The 18,128-nt window shown below is 26.0% G+C and carries 17 protein-coding genes and 1 other RNA gene; 6 read left to right on the top strand and 12 right to left on the bottom strand.

The annotated features are described in order from the left end of the window. Positions 1-1,041 precede the first annotated feature (1,041 nt). Positions 1,042-2,148, top strand: a complete 1,107-nt coding sequence (locus tag IR152_RS06310; protein ID WP_227450934.1) for a DUF262 domain-containing protein — start codon at positions 1,042-1,044, stop codon at positions 2,146-2,148. Next, complete coding sequence (locus IR152_RS06305) at positions 2,138-2,830, top strand: MAE_28990/MAE_18760 family HEPN-like nuclease (protein ID WP_227450933.1); 693 nt, start codon at positions 2,138-2,140, stop codon at positions 2,828-2,830. The genes IR152_RS06310 and IR152_RS06305 overlap by 11 nt, the downstream gene beginning before the upstream one ends. Positions 2,831-2,992: 162 nt before the next feature. Here IR152_RS06305 and IR152_RS06300 read toward each other — a convergent pair whose 3' ends face one another. The 7 genes from IR152_RS06300 to IR152_RS06270 all read right to left on the bottom strand — a co-directional run bounded on the left by IR152_RS06300 (position 2,993) and on the right by IR152_RS06270 (position 11,448). Then, positions 2,993-4,708 carry a class I SAM-dependent methyltransferase gene (locus IR152_RS06300; protein ID WP_227450932.1) on the bottom strand — a complete coding sequence of 572 codons (1,716 nt, stop codon included), beginning with the start codon at positions 4,706-4,708 and terminating at the stop codon, positions 2,993-2,995. Positions 4,709-4,838: 130 nt separating this feature from the next. Beyond that, complete coding sequence (locus IR152_RS06295; RefSeq protein ID WP_227450931.1) at positions 4,839-7,829, bottom strand: Eco57I restriction-modification methylase domain-containing protein; 2,991 nt, start codon at positions 7,827-7,829, stop codon at positions 4,839-4,841. A 470-nt stretch (positions 7,830-8,299) separates the two neighbouring features. Then, complete coding sequence (locus IR152_RS06290) at positions 8,300-8,575, bottom strand: DUF6809 family protein (RefSeq protein WP_227450930.1); 276 nt, start codon at positions 8,573-8,575, stop codon at positions 8,300-8,302. 249 nt (positions 8,576-8,824) lie between these two features. Next, positions 8,825-10,159 (bottom strand): replicative DNA helicase, encoded by a 1,335-nt coding sequence (locus IR152_RS06285; RefSeq protein ID WP_083289663.1) that lies wholly within the window; start codon positions 10,157-10,159, stop codon positions 8,825-8,827. Positions 10,160-10,171: 12 nt separating this feature from the next. Beyond that, on the bottom strand, positions 10,172-10,915 hold the full coding sequence (locus tag IR152_RS06280; RefSeq protein WP_021386102.1) for a hypothetical protein: 744 nt from the start codon (positions 10,913-10,915) through the stop codon (positions 10,172-10,174). Positions 10,916-10,935: 20 nt separating this feature from the next. Continuing rightward, positions 10,936-11,250, bottom strand: coding sequence for a transposase (locus IR152_RS06275; protein ID WP_021386028.1), 315 nt, complete (start codon positions 11,248-11,250; stop codon positions 10,936-10,938). Between the two features lie 3 nt (positions 11,251-11,253). After that, complete coding sequence (locus IR152_RS06270; RefSeq protein ID WP_021362987.1) at positions 11,254-11,448, bottom strand: helix-turn-helix transcriptional regulator; 195 nt, start codon at positions 11,446-11,448, stop codon at positions 11,254-11,256. A 139-nt stretch (positions 11,449-11,587) separates the two neighbouring features. Between IR152_RS06270 and IR152_RS06265 the strand changes: the two genes are divergently transcribed. From IR152_RS06265 to IR152_RS06255, 3 genes are all read left to right on the top strand, one after another. After that, positions 11,588-12,448: a helix-turn-helix transcriptional regulator gene (locus tag IR152_RS06265; RefSeq protein ID WP_021362988.1), complete on the top strand. Its 861-nt coding sequence runs from the start codon at positions 11,588-11,590 to the stop codon at positions 12,446-12,448. 91 nt (positions 12,449-12,539) lie between these two features. Beyond that, positions 12,540-13,292: a Fic family protein gene (locus IR152_RS06260; RefSeq protein ID WP_021386005.1), complete on the top strand. Its 753-nt coding sequence runs from the start codon at positions 12,540-12,542 to the stop codon at positions 13,290-13,292. Beyond that, positions 13,282-14,448 carry a tyrosine-type recombinase/integrase gene (locus IR152_RS06255; protein WP_227450929.1) on the top strand — a complete coding sequence of 389 codons (1,167 nt, stop codon included), beginning with the start codon at positions 13,282-13,284 and terminating at the stop codon, positions 14,446-14,448. The genes IR152_RS06260 and IR152_RS06255 overlap by 11 nt, the downstream gene beginning before the upstream one ends. Positions 14,449-14,563: 115 nt before the next feature. Here IR152_RS06255 and IR152_RS06250 read toward each other — a convergent pair whose 3' ends face one another. The 5 genes from IR152_RS06250 to smpB all read right to left on the bottom strand — a co-directional run bounded on the left by IR152_RS06250 (position 14,564) and on the right by smpB (position 16,752). Next, entirely contained in the window at positions 14,564-14,794 is a 231-nt protein-coding gene (locus IR152_RS06250; RefSeq protein WP_021362065.1) for a hypothetical protein, read from the bottom strand. Positions 14,795-14,799: 5 nt separating this feature from the next. Continuing rightward, a complete protein-coding gene (locus tag IR152_RS06245) occupies positions 14,800-15,279 on the bottom strand; it encodes a DUF3990 domain-containing protein (RefSeq protein WP_167650473.1) in 480 nt (159 codons plus the stop codon). Then, entirely contained in the window at positions 15,279-15,494 is a 216-nt protein-coding gene (locus tag IR152_RS06240; protein WP_227450928.1) for a DUF3791 domain-containing protein, read from the bottom strand. Before IR152_RS06240 ends, IR152_RS06245 begins: the two co-directional genes overlap by 1 nt. A gap of 295 nt (positions 15,495-15,789) precedes the next feature. Continuing rightward, positions 15,790-16,139: a transfer-messenger RNA gene (gene ssrA, locus IR152_RS06235) on the bottom strand. 157 nt (positions 16,140-16,296) lie between these two features. After that, entirely contained in the window at positions 16,297-16,752 is a 456-nt protein-coding gene (smpB, locus tag IR152_RS06230) for an SsrA-binding protein SmpB (protein ID WP_227450941.1), read from the bottom strand. 459 nt (positions 16,753-17,211) lie between these two features. Between smpB and IR152_RS06225 the strand changes: the two genes are divergently transcribed. Further along, entirely contained in the window at positions 17,212-18,039 is an 828-nt protein-coding gene (locus IR152_RS06225) for an AIM24 family protein (protein ID WP_227450927.1), read from the top strand. Positions 18,040-18,128 lie beyond the last annotated feature (89 nt).

Genomic DNA, 18,128 nt, shown 5'->3' with positions numbered 1-18,128 from the left:
CTATTGATAGTTGTGATAGAAAGGATTTTCACCTTTCAATTCGTTTTATTAGTTTGAATTAATTATATTAATCCACTTGCTTTTGTTCCTCAACTAAAGGCTTTTATATGCAAGAACTGGACGCACCGTGGTATTAATGCATCTAATACTACTTTTTCTGCCATAAATTAATTCCCCTTTTTTATATAATTTGCCTAATAGTTTTTGAAATCCACAAAAACCGTATCAATATTATTAATACGGTTTTCGTGGATTTCAATGGTGGAGACGAGGGGAGTCTATAAGTGGTTATTTGATTGTTTTGTTGGTTTTTGTAAGTGTAGGTATATAGCTATTTGGTCATGATGTTGGAGCAATTTTTCGGTTATTTTTTATTATTTATTTTTGTAGTTGGGGTATTATTGGGGTACGTTTTTCTATTTTACTATGATAATGTAAATTTCTAATTAACTTTTTATAATGAATAATTAGTTTTTAATGACCATAAAATTAAAATTAGTTTTTAATATATCTTTTTTTAATCCACTAAATCAATTTAATTTTGAACTTATAATCAACAAAGTATTAATCATGATTATAATCCCACTTTGGTAAAACTATAGATATATTTCCTCACTTAGTCTTATAATTTTATTACTTGTACTTTAACCTATTTTACAAGCAACTAATTAATTCAAAATCTAGTTAAACATTATAATCAGTTCATTATAATAATTATAACTTGTAAATTTCATAACTATTTTAATAAAATATCTTTTTATTGGAATTATATCTCTTTGTAGATACATTTATAAAAAATATTTCCACTTCCAAATATATTTTCTATATAGATATAAATAATATTCTTCTATATAGATATATAACAATCTCTTAATACTTACTTTCTTAAATTTTCATAGAAAAAGTATTAATTATATATCTATATCTTTATTTCAGATTTCAGTGATAATGAAAACAAATCATAAGCACGATAACTGTAAAATATAGTATAATAAAATATATGTTTATAATATACTATATTTTATATGGGTAGGTGAATTTATGTCATTACAAGATGAAATATTGACTAAATCTAAAGAAATTCAAACAGATGGATATCCTATGTCTATTGGTGAATTGATTAATATGTATAGAGATGAAGAGCTAATTGTTAATCCAGAATTCCAACGATTCTTTAGGTGGACAGATAGTCAAAAAACTAAATTTATAGAATCAATACTATTAGGTATACCAATTCCACCTATATTTGTTTCTCAAAATGAAAATGGTGTATGGGATGTAATTGATGGACTGCAAAGATTATCTACTATACTTGAGTTTGTAGGCATACTTAAAGACAATAGTGGCAATATAGTAAAAGCAAGTAAGTTATCAGGAACCAAATTTTTACCTTCATTACAAGATAAATATTGGGATAGTTCAAATTCTGATAATAGTTTTACACAGGCTCAAAGAATGGACTTCAAGCGATCTAAACTTGATATAAAGATAATAAAAAAGGCTAGTGATAAAGATGCGAAATATGAACTTTTTCAACGTATCAATACAGGTGGTACTTCTTTAGAACCTCAAGAAATACGTAACTGTTTATTAATTATGATAGATAAACCTTTTTATGATTGGTGTGTTAAACTAAATAAATATGAACCATTTCAAAACTGTATTCCTCTAACTGAGAAACAATATTCAGAGCAATATGACATGGAGATAATCATACGATATCTGGTTTACTTGTATTGTGACATAAATAATATTAGAGGAAATGAAGATATGAGCGACTTTATTACTAATGAAATAATAAACATAGCTGAAAATAATATAATAGACTATGATTATGAATACAATAGATTCTGTGATACTTTTGACTATCTAAATATATTATTAGAAGATGATGTTTTTAGAAAATTTAATAATGACAAAAGTAAGTTTTATGGAGCATTTTCAGTTGCATCATTTGAATTAATTATATCTGGATTTAGTAAAAATTTAGATAAGATTAAACTATTAAATCAAGATAAAATAATATCATTAATAAAATCTATTTATAACTCTTCAGAATATAAAACTGCTTCAAATAGTTCAAGACCTATTTTGAGATTTAAAAATTTAAAATTGCTAGGAGAAAAAATATTCTCAGATGTCAACTAATTCACTAGATAAACTTCAAAATGGTATAGATAAAAATCTCTCATGGAGAAAAAAAGAATTAACAAATTTAAAAATGGTAATTGATATGTCAGAGGGTTCTGTTCTACTAACTTTACTTAGAAGTGGTATTACACTTCTTTATGCACATTGGGAAGGTTTCATTAAAATAAGCGCTAGAGAATATCTTTATTATTTAAATTCATTAAAATTAAACTGCTTTGATATGACAGATAACTTTCTTACACTAACATTAAAACCAATGATTATTGATGTCCGCCAATCAAATAAATCTACATCTCATTATAAAGTTGTAGATAAAATACTTAATGGACAATTTTCAATATTTAATGTTAATGTAATGGAAAAACTAATAATTGATACAGAATCTAATTTATCATATAAAGTTTTAGAAGATATATTATTTAATTTAGGTTTAGACAGTACTCAATATCAACTAAAGGAACACTATATTAAAAATAAACTTTTAGATACACGTAATAAAATAGCCCATGGTGAATTTGTCCCATTGATTAGAAAAAAAAATAATATATATGAAGCAGAAACAGAAGCCAAAGAAGATTGGAATAGTTTATACAAAGAGATTCTTGAACTAATGGAATTGTTTAAAAAACAAATTTTAGATGCTGCTCAAAATGAATACTACTTAAAGAAAAATAAATAATGATTATATTAAATATTAATATAAAAAACAGACATAAATAGTATTATATATGTCTGCTTTTTATTTATTACAGTACTTATTAATTATATTATAAACCTTTAACAATTCATCTAGCTAAAATCATAATAATTATAGTTATAATCTATATTTTATAAACATTTACTACTTCTTAATTCTTTTTCTATTAAGTCTTCTATTTTTTAATATTAACCACATTTTTCTAAATTGATCAACTATATTCCTGTCAATACCTAAAATTTCTATTAATATAGTTTCATCTACTAAATCCAATATATCTTCTATATCATTATTATTTCTAACACGAGTATCTATTTCTTGAATTAAGTAATTTACAATATCATTTGTTATTAATTCATTACTTTGTAAATCAGGTATAATTACTTTTTCAAATTCACCTGGAAGTATCTCTAATACGCCACCTCCATAACTTCTACCTTCTATCTCTGTAAATGCTAAAGTTATACTATTGTAATATGACAATAAGACTCTATTATGATCAATATCTGCATTAAAACGTATCCTATGCATTGTATCAGTGCTAACAGCTTCTACTTCTGAGTTTAGAATAAACTTAGGGTATAAATGATTTCTTCTTAATAAAAATGCATCTGGAAGCCATATTGATGGAACTCTATACCATCTCTGCCTTATTCTACATTTATATCCAGTATTCTGCTCTTCTCTTTCTCCTTTTTCTATATATTCTCTTTGCCTATATGAGTATTGTTCATATGGTATATCTGGAAAATCAATTAAATACGTTTTTGCACCTCTATTGATATTATATTTCCAATCTTCTCTTGTAAACTTTATACCATTTAGATTTACACTTCTAGCAATTAATGGTTTACTTATTTCTTTTAAGTCAAATTTATTTACTGTTTGATTATCTACACAAAAATAGTCATTATTACCAGTAGTTATTCCAACATCAACACTTGCAATATCTCCAAACCTTACAAATCTATTATCTTTTCTCAGAGAGTTAATTAATTCATTTGAATTTCTGTTTAAGAAATATCTTGTCCATTTTGAATCACTTATTTCTATATTATTAAATGGTATATCTTCGATATTATTATCATTTGTTAGTTGATTTATGTCATCATACTGTACTATCCTAAGTTTATGCTCATCTTTATGATTTTCATCCTTCTCTCCTAATAATATCACTACTTCTTGTTCTACATTAGGAAAAATCAACTCTCTAAATGTAACTATTGTCATTTTTTGAAGTTGTATCATTAAAAATCGTCTTAATTCTTCTGCATATGCCACTTGCATAAGCTCTGCTGGTATTACCAATCCTAATTTTCCATTTTTATTTAACATTTGAATACTAGCTACTACAAATGATACCCATGCATTTATAAGCTTATTTGATTTCATGCCATTACTTTTCAATATGATACTTTGTTCATTTCTTTGTTCTTCTGTTAAGTATTGATATCTTATATATGGCGGATTTCCAACTATAATATTAAATTTTTCGTATTTTATGATATTTTCATATATTGTATAAAAATCTTCATTTATTACTTTGCAACCAATATTATCCAATATTGTTTTTTCATCCTCTAGATTCTCTAAACTATCTATAAAAATACTATTATTTATTCTATCTAGAGCTACCATTGATTCATTTGTATCTAATTCTATACCAACTATACTAAATCTATCTTGTAAATTTAAGATATTCATACTCTCTAAAAATGATCCATCTCCACAACTTGGTTCAAGTATTTTTCCTGATTCTATATCTTTAATAGCCCAATCTACAATATAGTTAGCTAGGTTCTCAGGAGTATAGTATCTTCCATTTAATCTTTCTTCTGTTGCATGTTCTCTTAATAACATTAATTTTCACCTTTTCTTTAAAGTATACCTATATTTTGTTCAATATCTCTCTATTTTATCATATTTAAACTTTTTAATATATTATTTAATAAAAAACAGCTTCTATTTACTAAGTAGCTATTTTTCAACTTTATATATTATATATTTGAGTTATTGATTCTTTAACATTATTTATCAAGTAATTTTTCTCATCTATTAATACTGTTCTTTTACTTTTAGGTATCTTGCTTTCTGATAGTTTTTTATTTATTTCATGTATTTTTTTTGTTTTATTCACTATATCATTATATAAATAAACATGATTCTGATTATTAAAATCTAAAACTTTAAAAGGTATTTTTGCTAATACATTTGTTCCTCTAGAATGAAATCCTCCTTCAAAATCACTTCCTATAACAGAGAGAAGTTTTTCTGTAATAGGATGGCTTAAATATGCTTGAATATACTCCAATTCATATTTACTATCAGCTTTTTTAGATATAGCACAATATCCAGCTGTACCTCCAGATGCAATTACTAAATCTTTGTCATCATATAAATACATAGCCTTTTTAGCCAATACACCAACTATTAATTTCTTCCTATTATTAAATGCTGTCAAAGCTTGATCTCTTCCATATTGGTACCATGTATCCTTTTTAGCTAAAGGTACATCTCTTCTACCATTACTATCAATTTGCTTAGGCTTTAGTTTATCATAGTTAAACTCTAGATAATTTAAAGTATTAGGGTATTTATTCTTCATTATATCTATATCATATAATACCCCATTTGAATTATATGGAAATATAATATATTTATCTGTTGAATATACATCATAACTACCTAAATTCTTTTCTGATTTTAGAACAGGCTTAAAGTATTTCTTCAATATACTTTTTTCAATCAAAAATTCCTCATCAAACTTTTTAATTTTAAACAATTTATCAGTCTCTCCTATTACTTCCTTTTCTGAAAACCAGTATATTGGAGGTTTTTCTGCACTTGTTTGTATACCATTAAATATATATGCTTCTTTTGATAAAGGGATTGCATTTCTATACATTTGATTTATAAGTTTCATATCATCACTATTTGTAACTAAAGCCCAAGGTAATTTACCTAATACATCTGTAGATATAACTATTTCTTTTTTAGCAGTTTTAGAAAACCACTTAGAAATATTATCTACTTCTATGTATTTAAAATTTTTCTGATACTTTTTTTGTAATAATAAAATTGAACTATAGACAGTTTTATTACTTCTTTTAAAAATTTGCTCTGAACCAAAATCAATATATTCTTTTACATATTTATTTTTTGATAATAAGTCTCTTATTGCTTCTCCCGATTTTATTTTAGTAAATTTATTTGGTATTATATAGCTCAGATATCCTTCTTGCTTAATTTTTTGTAATGCTCTTTCTACAAATATAAAATATTTATCATACTGTCCCTTTGATGTACTGTATCTATTCTTATATACTTTAACTTCTTTTTTATTAATCAAATTTTTAATATCTTCTGTTGTTACATATGGAGGATTTCCTATTATTACATCAAACAAATTACCTCCATTTATCTTATCCCAATTAAAAGGTATTATCTCTTCTTTATCTATATCTGTTAATTTATTGTAATTTATATTTTCAAAATCAACTAGAGCATTTCCATGAACTATATTCTTGTCTAAATCAGGAAGTATTTTATCAAAACCTATTAACATAGGTTCTGTTTCACCTTCTAATAATTTTAATATTAAATTAAATTTAGCTACTTCCACAGCATGTACATCAATATCAATTCCATAAATACATTTTTCTAATATTTCTTTCTTGTATTCGAACTTTAATTTTAATTCTCCATTTACACTTTCTATTAAATAAGATTTATCATTATTTACATACCAATTTGTACAATATCTTATCAGCCATTCATAAGTTTCAATAAGGTATATACCTGATCCACAAGCTATATCAGAAAATCTCATTTCAAGAACTTGTATAGGAGATTTATCTACACAAACCTCTGTACAAGTTCTTTCAACCATATATTTCACAATTTCTAATGGTGTTGTAACTATATCTCTATGCAAATTATTGTCTTTAGACTCTAGTACTACTTTGTTACCCTCAATTACTAAATGCTCAACTAAAAATAACTCATATATTTCACCTAATATATTCGGTTTTATTAATTCAAATTTGTAAGGGCTTTGTGGATAATATAATACTTCTATTATTTCTTTTATTATTTCATTATTTAAATCAAATATTATATATTCCTTACTAAATAGACCTGAGTTATATTTTTTATCTGCCTCTCTAAATATTTTATCTAACTCTTTTATCACATTATTCTCATCATTTATAGCTTCTTTCAATTTGTTGTATAAAGGAAGTTTTCTATCTTCACATATTCTAATAAATACAATCTGATTTATAAACTCTTGTATGCAATCATTTATTATATCAATACTATAATTTTCATGACTATATAGGTAATTACCCAATTTAATTCGCCAATCATTTATAGTATTTAAAAAGTATTCATCTACAGGTAATTGTAATCCTTTTTCAAATACAGCCATTCTACTGTTATCTAAATAGCTATCAAAATCACCTATATATACACTCTCTCTAGAAATGAGTTTAAATATCTCATCTATTTTTTCAACATATTCTAGATAGTGATATTTCCTTATACATGCAACCTCTACCTTATCTCCTTCTTTTGGAGGAATTGTTGTATCATATATAATTAAATGCTCAAAATTTGTTAATATTGATATTCTTAAGTTAGAAGACCATCCATACCTTCTAGTTTGAAGTGCTGGTGACTTATCTAATTCTATGTTAATTGATGGTTTTTTTGCTTCTGTATGGAATTTTATTATTCCATTTAATGTCATTGAGTAATCTGGTCTACCTGTATCGACAAAATAATTTTCTCTTATAACCTCTCTGAATTGAGGGGACTTACCTTGTTCATTATTTATATCCCATCCTAATATTTTAAAAAAAGGATCAATAAACTCCACTCTACAATTATGTTCATTGTATAATGAGCCATCCTTATAATATTCTATATCTTTGCTAAACTTATCTACTAATTTTTTAATTTCTATTTTTATATTACTCATTTAATGTATCCTCCCACTAAAGTATATTTACATTATAAATGAAATAATATTAAATAGAAATATTGTTATATTATCAATTAGCTGATAGTTATAACTTCCTTTTTATATTATCTAATTTCTCTTTTTTCATTTTTCTTATTATTCATCTGAAAATTTATAAATTTATTTGTAGTTAGAATGATAATCTATTAAATATATAGATATGTTTTGTTATAATTTTAAAGATTCCTCTACTAAGATATAGCATTATTTTTATATCAATATATATTTGAACTCTTCACTTTCGACATTCATCATACTTTTAAATAGTTTAGTAAATATAAATATTGCAGATAATCCAAAATAAACATCATAATAAAATCTATTTATTCTAAACAATATAACTAAAGTTTATTTAATTCAAAATATCACAGTATAATTATTAGTAAGCTCAATTTATGATTTAATTTCTACTGAGATATATAAATTAATTACTTCAACAATTCAATTATAAATTTTGCTCCTGCTTTAAACCCAAGTTTATAACTAAATTCTCTTTCAAACTCTATCAATGAATTAAATAAATCATTTAGTTCTGTTAATATATATCTTCTATCTTCTTCTAATAAATCCTTACCTAATAATTCATTAATTGCTATAATTTCTTCCCAACTTTCAGTATAGCGTTTATCTTTTTCTAAAATATCTGTATACATATGTTCATTTATCCAATAATCAAAATATATTTCTATAATTTCATCATACATGTTAGTACCTCCTTGACTTTCATCTGGTACTTAATATATACTTAACTTGTGTAGATTAGTGTACATTAAGTACCTAATTTATAAAGGTAGTTGTTATACTTATATAGCAACTACCTTTTTCTAATAAATTTTTTAATCTAAATACTATATATTTTAAATCTTTATTGCATACAATTAAGAATTATATACTTTTCTTCTAACACTCCTTAGACAATAGTTTACATATCATCTAATAAATTATGTTTCTTTTCATATCTCTTTTGTCTTCTTACATTCCCTAAAAGAAAACAAACTTCCTATATACCAATAAGGTCTAAAACCTGATTCCCCATCTCTATTTTTAGCAACTATAATCTCACTTAAATTAGCTCCAAAACCTTTTTCTCTACATCTTAATTCTTTTATATCCTCTATTCCCATTGTCTTACAATAATCAAGAGCCTCTTTCTCTGTAGGTCTATGAATATATATAACTGAATTAGAATCCATATATATTTGTTTTGAACTTCTCATTACTCTATCACCTTTTGGTCTTTCATCCTTCAATTCATCATTTAATTGAGCCAACTGTATAATTGGAATATTAAAGTCTAAAGTAATCTTTTTTATTTGCCTTGATAAATCAGCAAATTTAGCTTCTCCAACTTCTTTACCTTCATAATCCAAAATCTGAAGATAATCAATTATAACAACATCTGGTTTAATACTTTTTATCTCCCTCTTAATTCCTGATATTGTATTCACTGAATCATTAATATATAGATTATTCTCCTGATTTAAAGTACTTAAAGCATTTATGTATTTAATTATTTCTTCTTCATTTAGATTTCTATTCTTCATTTTTACAACTGATATTCCAGTTAAAGAAGCTATATTTCTAAACAAAATTTGTATATCACTCATTTCACCACTTATAAAAAGTACTTTTTTACCTTGAAATACTACATTTCTCATTATCTGTAAGGCTAGTGCTGTTTTTCCTCTTCCACTTTTGGCCGCTATTGTAATTAATTCACCACTATATAGACCTCCAATAGTTTCATCTAAAAATTTTATTCCTATATTAATACCTTCTTCAATTTCATCATTTATGTATTCAAAGGCTCTCTCTGATATAGCTGTTATACTAGAATCCTTCTTAACCAATTTCTGATTTACTTCATTAATGTATTTTTCTAATTGATATATAAGTGTATTATCATCTATTTCACCTAATTTGAATTTATTAAATTTATCAATTATATTTCTATTTTTATATTTTTCAATAACTATCTCAATATAATGAGATACATTACCTATAGTTGGAACTATTGTTGATAGTTTTGTCAAATAACTTATACCTCCAACATAATCTATAAGCCCCTTTTTCTTTAAATCTTCTGTAAGAGTTATTATATCTATAGGCTCATCCCTTTTATGTATATCTTTCACTGAATTGAATATATGTTTGTGTTCTTGATGATAAAACATATCTTCACTTATTAATATCTCAATCTCTTCTATTTTCCTCGAATCTAGTAAAATACTACCTAATATAGATTGTTCTGCTTCTGTGTTCTTAACTAAATTACTCATATTATCCATAATATAAACTCCCTACCACTTTAATTGTGAATCATCTGGACTATATACCTCTGCATCTACTTTGACATTAATTGATTTATCTTGATAATTGCCTTCTAATATCTTAATAAAATTATTTGGGCTCATTATCCAATCAAAATTTGCCTTCCAACCTTTTTCATTGCTTCCATTTAAAAAGCTAGTTTTACTAACTATATGAATAATTTCTAATACAGTCTCTTTATCATATTCTTTTATCCTAGCATTAATTACTTTTTTTCTAGCTTCTGTAAGTTTCTTTACTTTTGATAGTTCTGTACAAGTAATATTGAATTTTTCTATAATTTCACTGTATATTTTACTTTTTTCATTATTTACATTCTTGTTAGTTGTTAGTTGCTTGTTAATTGCATGTTGATTAGTCTGTTGATTTTCTTCATTAGATTGATATAACTCCCAGTTTTCAATAGTTATAAGCCTATTTTTGTTTGTTGATTCATTTGTTAGAAATCCATATCTTTCAAATTTCTTTAAAGCAGTTCTTACATTCTGAATACTTACATCTTTTGAACACATATTTGCTATACTTTCCAAAGATGTTATTAACTGTCCGGATTTAACTTCATATTCTTTACCTCCATAAACCCATTTATTAGGCTTATGATTAACTGACAGTAATAGGTTTATGAGTATATCTCTTTGTTTGGAATTACAATCTTTATATAGTGGGCTTTCTTTTATCTTTCTATGAAGCTTTATCCAACCTAGATTACTCAAGTACTATCACCCACTTAAACCTATAATTTTATGCCATTTGCATTTTCAATAAACCAATCATCTAGTTTATTTTTTATTATATACACTCTATTATCTATCCATATACAAGGAAATCCTTTATTTTTAGAATGACATAACTGTCTAAATTTTGATTCCCCTATGGGATAAATTTTAGAAGCTTCTTTACATGTGATAAGTTGAGCTTTATCTCTTCTATATGTCTGTATCTCCTTGTACCCTTTTGCCCTTTCTTGTGCTTCTTGTTCTTGTTTGACAAGTATATTCAATGTAGCTTGTAGTGTTTTAAGAACTTCTAGATTATTTGTATCTGCCATACATCATTCCTCCTTATCAAAAAATAATTCTTCTACACTTGTATCTAGTTCTTGAGCCAATTTTAACATCAACATATTACTTGGATTTTTTGATTTACCTCTTTCTAAAGAAGATAAATAATATCTTGAGATGCCAACTTTTTCAGCTAATTCATATTGCTTTATACCTTTTTCAATTCTTTTTAATTTGAGTTTCATTGATTCCCTCCTTTCTTTCATACCCATTTTGTGTATTCTCATTTCTATAAAATATTCTAACACCCATTCGGTGTATTGTCAATATATTTAAGTGTATCAATAGACCCATTTAGTGCTATAATGTATTTGAGGTGAAATTATGATAAATAATACAATTGGAAAAAAGATTAAACAATATAGAAAATCTATAAATATGTCAAGGGATGAGTTAGCTAATAAGATTGGTTGTTCAGTTTATGCTGTAGCTAAATATGAGCAAGGCCAAAGAAAGCCTAGTTTAGATATGATAAAAAAAATATCTACTGCATTATCAATTCCTATAAATAGGCTTATTATTGATGAAAGTGATTTAGATACTTCAACAAATAATTATACTAATTTAAAAGAATTGGATTTAGTTGTAAAAACATTTGATAATTACTCAGCAAAACTCATCGGAAATAATATAAGCAAATTTAGAAATATAAATAATATATCTCTCAAAGAACTCTCAGAAAAAATAAATTGTTCTGAGAATGAAATTATAAATTATGAGAATGGAACAAAAATGCCTAGAATTGAAATATTAAAAAAAATAGCACTTGCTACTTATACTAAGATTGAAGACTTATTTGGATTTCCATTAGAGGAGATAAAAATAGATAACCAAACAATCCTCTATAGAAATCCCCAGACTGGATATATTATAGATAACTTTCTTATCGATTTTATAAATAAAGATATTAACATAGATAATACTCCAGTTTCTTATTATATAGATAAGTCAGAATTTGATTTAGTAATTCATATATTAAAAAATTATGGTTATGATGTAAAAACAGATTATAAGACAAAGTTTGAAATTGCAGATAATGCAGATACAATAAAACCAATTAGCTTAAGCTTCTCTGACTTCAAAGACTTCTCCAAAAATCTAAATTGGGTGATAAATGGTCTTGTTGAAAATTTTATACAAGAAAACTCTAATGGTCTTATTGAAGATGAGGATGAAGAATATTAATATTGCACATTTTCAAAATATGAGTTTACCTATTAACTTTTATACATTCATAGTTAATAAATAAAAATTAGATATGAAAGGAGCTAAAATCATGAATAAATCATATATACCAAAATACACACATAAATTCCCTACTAATCTACCTCATGGAGATAAAAAATATACTTTAACATACATTAGAAGAATGATAAGTGAATTTGTATATGATATGGGTAACCTAGAAAATAACCCATTTACATTCCCAGAAGTACAAACATTACTTGATGGTATAACAGTAGGTGGACATAAATTAAGTGACCAAAATCAAATACTAAATATAAAATCATCATGGGATTATGTAATAAAATTAAGTAACAAAGAAAATTTATCTTTAAATAAAGATACAATTTGCTCTATACATAAAATAGTTGCAAAAGATGAAGCTCTAATCGTTGGAGATTTTAGAAACGGTAACATAGGTATAGCTGGTACTACTCAATATGAGTGCATAGAAGCCACTCTATTAAATGATTTATTTGTAAGTGACATAAGTATCATAAATAAAATAACTAACCCCTTAGAAAAGGCTATAATAATAAATTTATGGTTGTCCTATTGTCAATTCTTCTATGATGGCAACAAAAGAACTGCTAGACTTACTTCAAACCTAATACTTATAAGTAATGATATAGGAGTTCTATCAATACCAGCTAAACATAAACAAGAATACAACACATTGATGCTAAACTTCTATGAAACACTAGAAGCTGATGAAGTTATAAAATTCTTATTAGAGAAATGTATTACATTCTTTGATGGATATAACTATAAATCATATAAGGAGCTGTTTAAAAATGGCAACTAAAAGAGCTAATGGAGAAGGCTCTATCGGAAAATATAAAGATGGTTGGCGTTCTCGTATAATGATTGGTTATAATGAAGATGGAAAACCAATAAGAAAAGAATTTTATGGTAAAACTCAAAAGGAAGTTAAAGATAAACTTGATGCTTATAAAAAACAATATTATTTAAGTTCTGATATTTCAGATGATAAAATAACTTTAGAGCATTGGTTTTACAATTGGTTGTTTGAATATAGAATAAAAGATTTAAAACCAAAGTCATTTGAAAGATATGAAAGCATCTATCGTAATTATATTAAAGATACTGATTTAGGCAATGTTAAATTAAAAGACTTAAGAGTATCTCACATACAAAAATATTACAATAGATTGCTTGATTCTAATAAAAGTATACCTACTATAAGACAAATAAACACTAAACTGAAAACCTGCTTATCAGAAGCTGAAAAACAAGGTCTTATACAACGTAATTATTGTACTATGGTAAATATACCAGTTGAGAAAAAGGAAAATAAGCTTGAAATATTGACTCTTGAACAACAAAAGAGTTTTATAAAAGCTATAGAGGGTCATAAATTAGAGGTATTATTTTTACTTGCTCTTGGTACTGGACTTAGATTAGGAGAATTATTAGGACTTAAATGGTTTGATATTGATTTTAAAAAGTCTAATTTAACAGTTAAAAGAACTCTTCAAAGAACATATTTTATAGATAAAACTGGAAATAGAGAGCTTAAAATATTAGAACAAGAGCCAAAGACATCAAATTCTTACAGAACTGTACCTATTCCAAAAGATGTTTTAAATAAACTGAAAGAGCATAAAGTAAATCAAAATGCGGATATATTAAATGCTGGAGAATTGTATAGAAATGATAATTATGTATTTTGCAATGAATTAGGTATCCCTATAGATGATAAAAGACCTTTAAGGAATTTAAAATCTATATTAAACAGCTTAAATATAGAGCCTATAAAGTTTCATGGTCTTAGAAAAACTTATGCAACTAGACTTTTTGAGAATGATGTCCCTCCTAAAACTGTACAAGTTTTAATGGGTCATTATGATATATCAATAACTTTAAATATATATACTCAAGTTATGGAAGATAAGAAGGTTGAAGCTGTAGAAAAGTTGGATAAAATATTTTCATTGTAAAAATCAAATACATAAAAATACTATGATTTCATATAGTTAATTACAAAATCAAAATAAGGATACAAATTAATTTCATATTATCTTGTATCCTTATTTCGTATCTAGTTTTAACTATTTATCTTGGATAGCCTTTATGATACATTAATCCATTTTCTAGCATTAATTCTTGAGCCAAGTATATATGACCCTTACAGTGCATATCTGATACACCCTCACTTATAAGTTTATATGTTTCAGAAGTATATAAATAATCCATACTTTCTTCCAAACTCTTGCCTGTCTGCTTAGAAAATTCTAATATAATTTTTTTATATAGTATCTGTAATAATGTTTTATTTGCTTCCATAAGCACTATACCTCCTCTTCACATCTAAACTTTAAATATTTATCTATTACATTTTGATTGGTTATACATATTTGTTCATTTGGTTTATAGTATTTTAATCTTTTTAAAGCTTCATCTTTTTCAATAAGATTATCTTGATACAGTTCTATTGTATTGTAAATCTTATCATCAGCAATTCCACCTATTATAACATCATATTTCATATATACATCACTCATATTTCTACATTCTAATATAAAGTCAAGCCATTCTAAATTATAACTATTGAAGATTTTTACCTTGCAGTTTTCTTTTAATTTATCAATATCTAGAGAATAGCTATTTAAATATGCTTTTTTACCCCTTTTCTTAAAACGTTCTGTCCAGTTAAGTGCCTGTGTTTTTATACTAGTTAAATAGAATCCTTTTCCAAAATCTAAAGAATCTCTTGAGAAGATAATATTAGGCGTTTTTACCACACAGTATGAACCATGATATACAATCATTACATCACGCCCTTTTCTTTAAGCACTTGTATTAAATCTTGCACTATATAACTTTTACTTTGAGAATGTAGTGCTTCATAGCAAGGTATTATATAGTTATCTAAAATATCAGTATCATGTTTAAGAAGTTTATAAACTCCTTCTGAATCTATATCCAATTTTTCTGCTAAAGCTTCAATGCAAAAAATAGAAAATTCTAGTTTTCTTTCATCCATTACAAACCTCAACTCCTATCAAACTTATATAATATATATTTTTATTAATTAACAACTTAAACTATTTTACATTTATAAAAATATTATATCATAAAGTAGATATTAAAATTCTATGTTACCTAATATCATAATAAATAAAGGTTTTTTATACACCCTAAATGCACCCCAATATACCCTCAAAAAAACCTCTTTTTCTGTGGTTGGGGTACGGTTGGTGGATTTCATCACCAAAACAAAAAATACTAGTCAATAAAGACTAGTATTTCCAAGTATTTCATCATTCTTTTTTTAAAATTGGTGGAGACGAGGGGAGTCGAACCCCTGTCCGTAAGTCTTTTCCTCGCTGCATCTACATGCTTAGCCAACTTCACTAGTATCTCGCCTCACATAACGCCAAGTGGCAGGCTCTATGCTTAGCCAGTCCCAATTAATCTACTTTAAGTCGAGACACCCTTAAAGTAGTTCCCTGCATAATGACGTCCAGTCTTAGTCGGCAGGAGGACTAAGAGGGACGAGCAGCAACTAGGCTGCTATCGCGAAATTATCGTCTGCGTTTATTTTAAAGTTCCCCAGTTTTTACGTGACCCAGAGTAACACGACATGCAGCCTCAAGTTCCAAACCCACGTCGAAACCTTTACGCCCCCTTGATTAGTTTATAGTCCAATAGACTCTTCGCAAACTTTATCACCATTTTTATTAAATTTTTAATGTATATATAATATAATACTTTTAAGAATAAAAATCAATGTTATGTTCTAGATAATAAAGAATTTTATTCTAAAAAATACAGTTTTATCTAATTTAATACTTCCCTGTCATTTCTCTTTCTATACGTCTTTGTGCATCTTTCTTAGCCATATCTTGACGCTTATCATATAACTTCTTACCTTTTGCTAAAGCAATTTCTACTTTAACTTTACCATTTTTTAAATATAAACTAAGTGGTATAAGTGAATACCCCTTTATAGTGGTTGCTCCAATAAGTTTTCTTATCTCATGCTTATGAAGCAATAATTTTCTAACTCTTAAAGAATCAACATTGAATATATTTCCTTGCTCATATGGACTTATATGAACTTGTTTTAAAAATACTTCACTATTATCTACAGATGCATATCCATCACTTAAGTTAACTTTACCTTGTCTTATTGATTTTACTTCTGTTCCTTTTAATTCAATTCCACATTCATAAGTCTCTTCTATAAAATATTCATGTCTTGCTCTTTTATTTGTTGCTAATATTTTCTTACCAGCCATATAAATCTCACCTTCTTTGCTAGAAATTTCTTCAATCGATATTAAGAATCTGTTAAATTTTTCATGCAATTAAATCATTTGACTAAGCTGTATAATAACATATTTAGGGATTTTAGTCAAGATTACACTAATATATTAAATTTCTTAAACAATATGATAAATAATTAGGCAAAATAAATAACAAACCATATTAGATACATCCAATATCAAGCTATCTTTTATCTTTTAAATAATTTTAACATACCCATAAAATATAATACCCACAAATAATAAATAATACTCAAAACATCCACTTAAATAGTCATGCATCCTTAAACTATCATATTTCAACTACAGCTATCTTGAAAATTTCTTAAAAATTTGATGATAAAGTAGCCATTTTTCCAAAAAAAATGTAATATATAATTATATCTTGTAATATTTTAGAGATAAATCTTAACATGGTAGGGAGAAATTTGTATGGATTTAAGCAAAAAAGTAAGAATTTTAGAAAATGCATCAGATGGGAAAAGTGAATTTGAGATATTAGAATTTGAAAAGCTTGAAGGTGCTTCTAGCCCAATGATGGCAATGGGATTATATTTTGCTAGAGAAGCTGGCCTAAGAGCTAGACAAATTAAGATAAAGTTAAATAATTCGTCAATAAAAACAGAAGCTGGTGCATTATATTATTATAAAGGGAATATCTCTTCTGAAACTAAAATTGGTGGCGTTGGAGGTCTTTTCAAAAAAGGAATATCAGGAGCACTTACTAATGAATCGATGATGAAACCTGTATATAAAGGTACTGGCGAAGTTTACTTAGAACCTTCTTTTAGACATTATTTATTTATGAGTCTTGATAATGATTCTATAATTGTTGATAAAGGATTATTCTATTGTTGCTCTGATACAATAGAAGTAAAAGCATTTACACAAAAGAACTTCTCATCTGCTTTACTTGGTGGTGAAGGTTTCTTCCAAATAGAATTAAGTGGTACTGGTGTAATTGTTCTAGAATGTGTTGTACCTCAAAGCGAAATTGTAGAATATGAATTGAAGAATGGAGAAGAATTAAAGGTAGATGGTAACTTTGCAATAGCAAGAACATCTGGAGTTAATTTCTCTGTTACAAAATCAGACAAGTCTTTAATTGGTTCTGCTTTAAATGGTGAAGGTTTCTTAAATACATTCACTGGTAACGGTACAGTTTGGCTAGCTCCAACTCAAGTAATGTATGAAAAATTAAGCTTTGGTTCAATGCCTACTAATGATAATATGAATAACAAAGTTTCTAAACAAAAATAGTAATTTTATAAATATTTATTAAATCATTATGAAATTTATAAAATTATTATGGGCTTTATTGGACTATTATTGTAAAATTACTATAGAAT

It is taken from the genome of Clostridioides sp. ES-S-0108-01, assembly GCF_020662285.1.
Taxonomy (GTDB): domain Bacteria; phylum Bacillota; class Clostridia; order Peptostreptococcales; family Peptostreptococcaceae; genus Clostridioides.
Note: the sequence above shows the minus strand (reverse complement) of the source record. Positions and strands in the feature narration are given on the sequence as shown.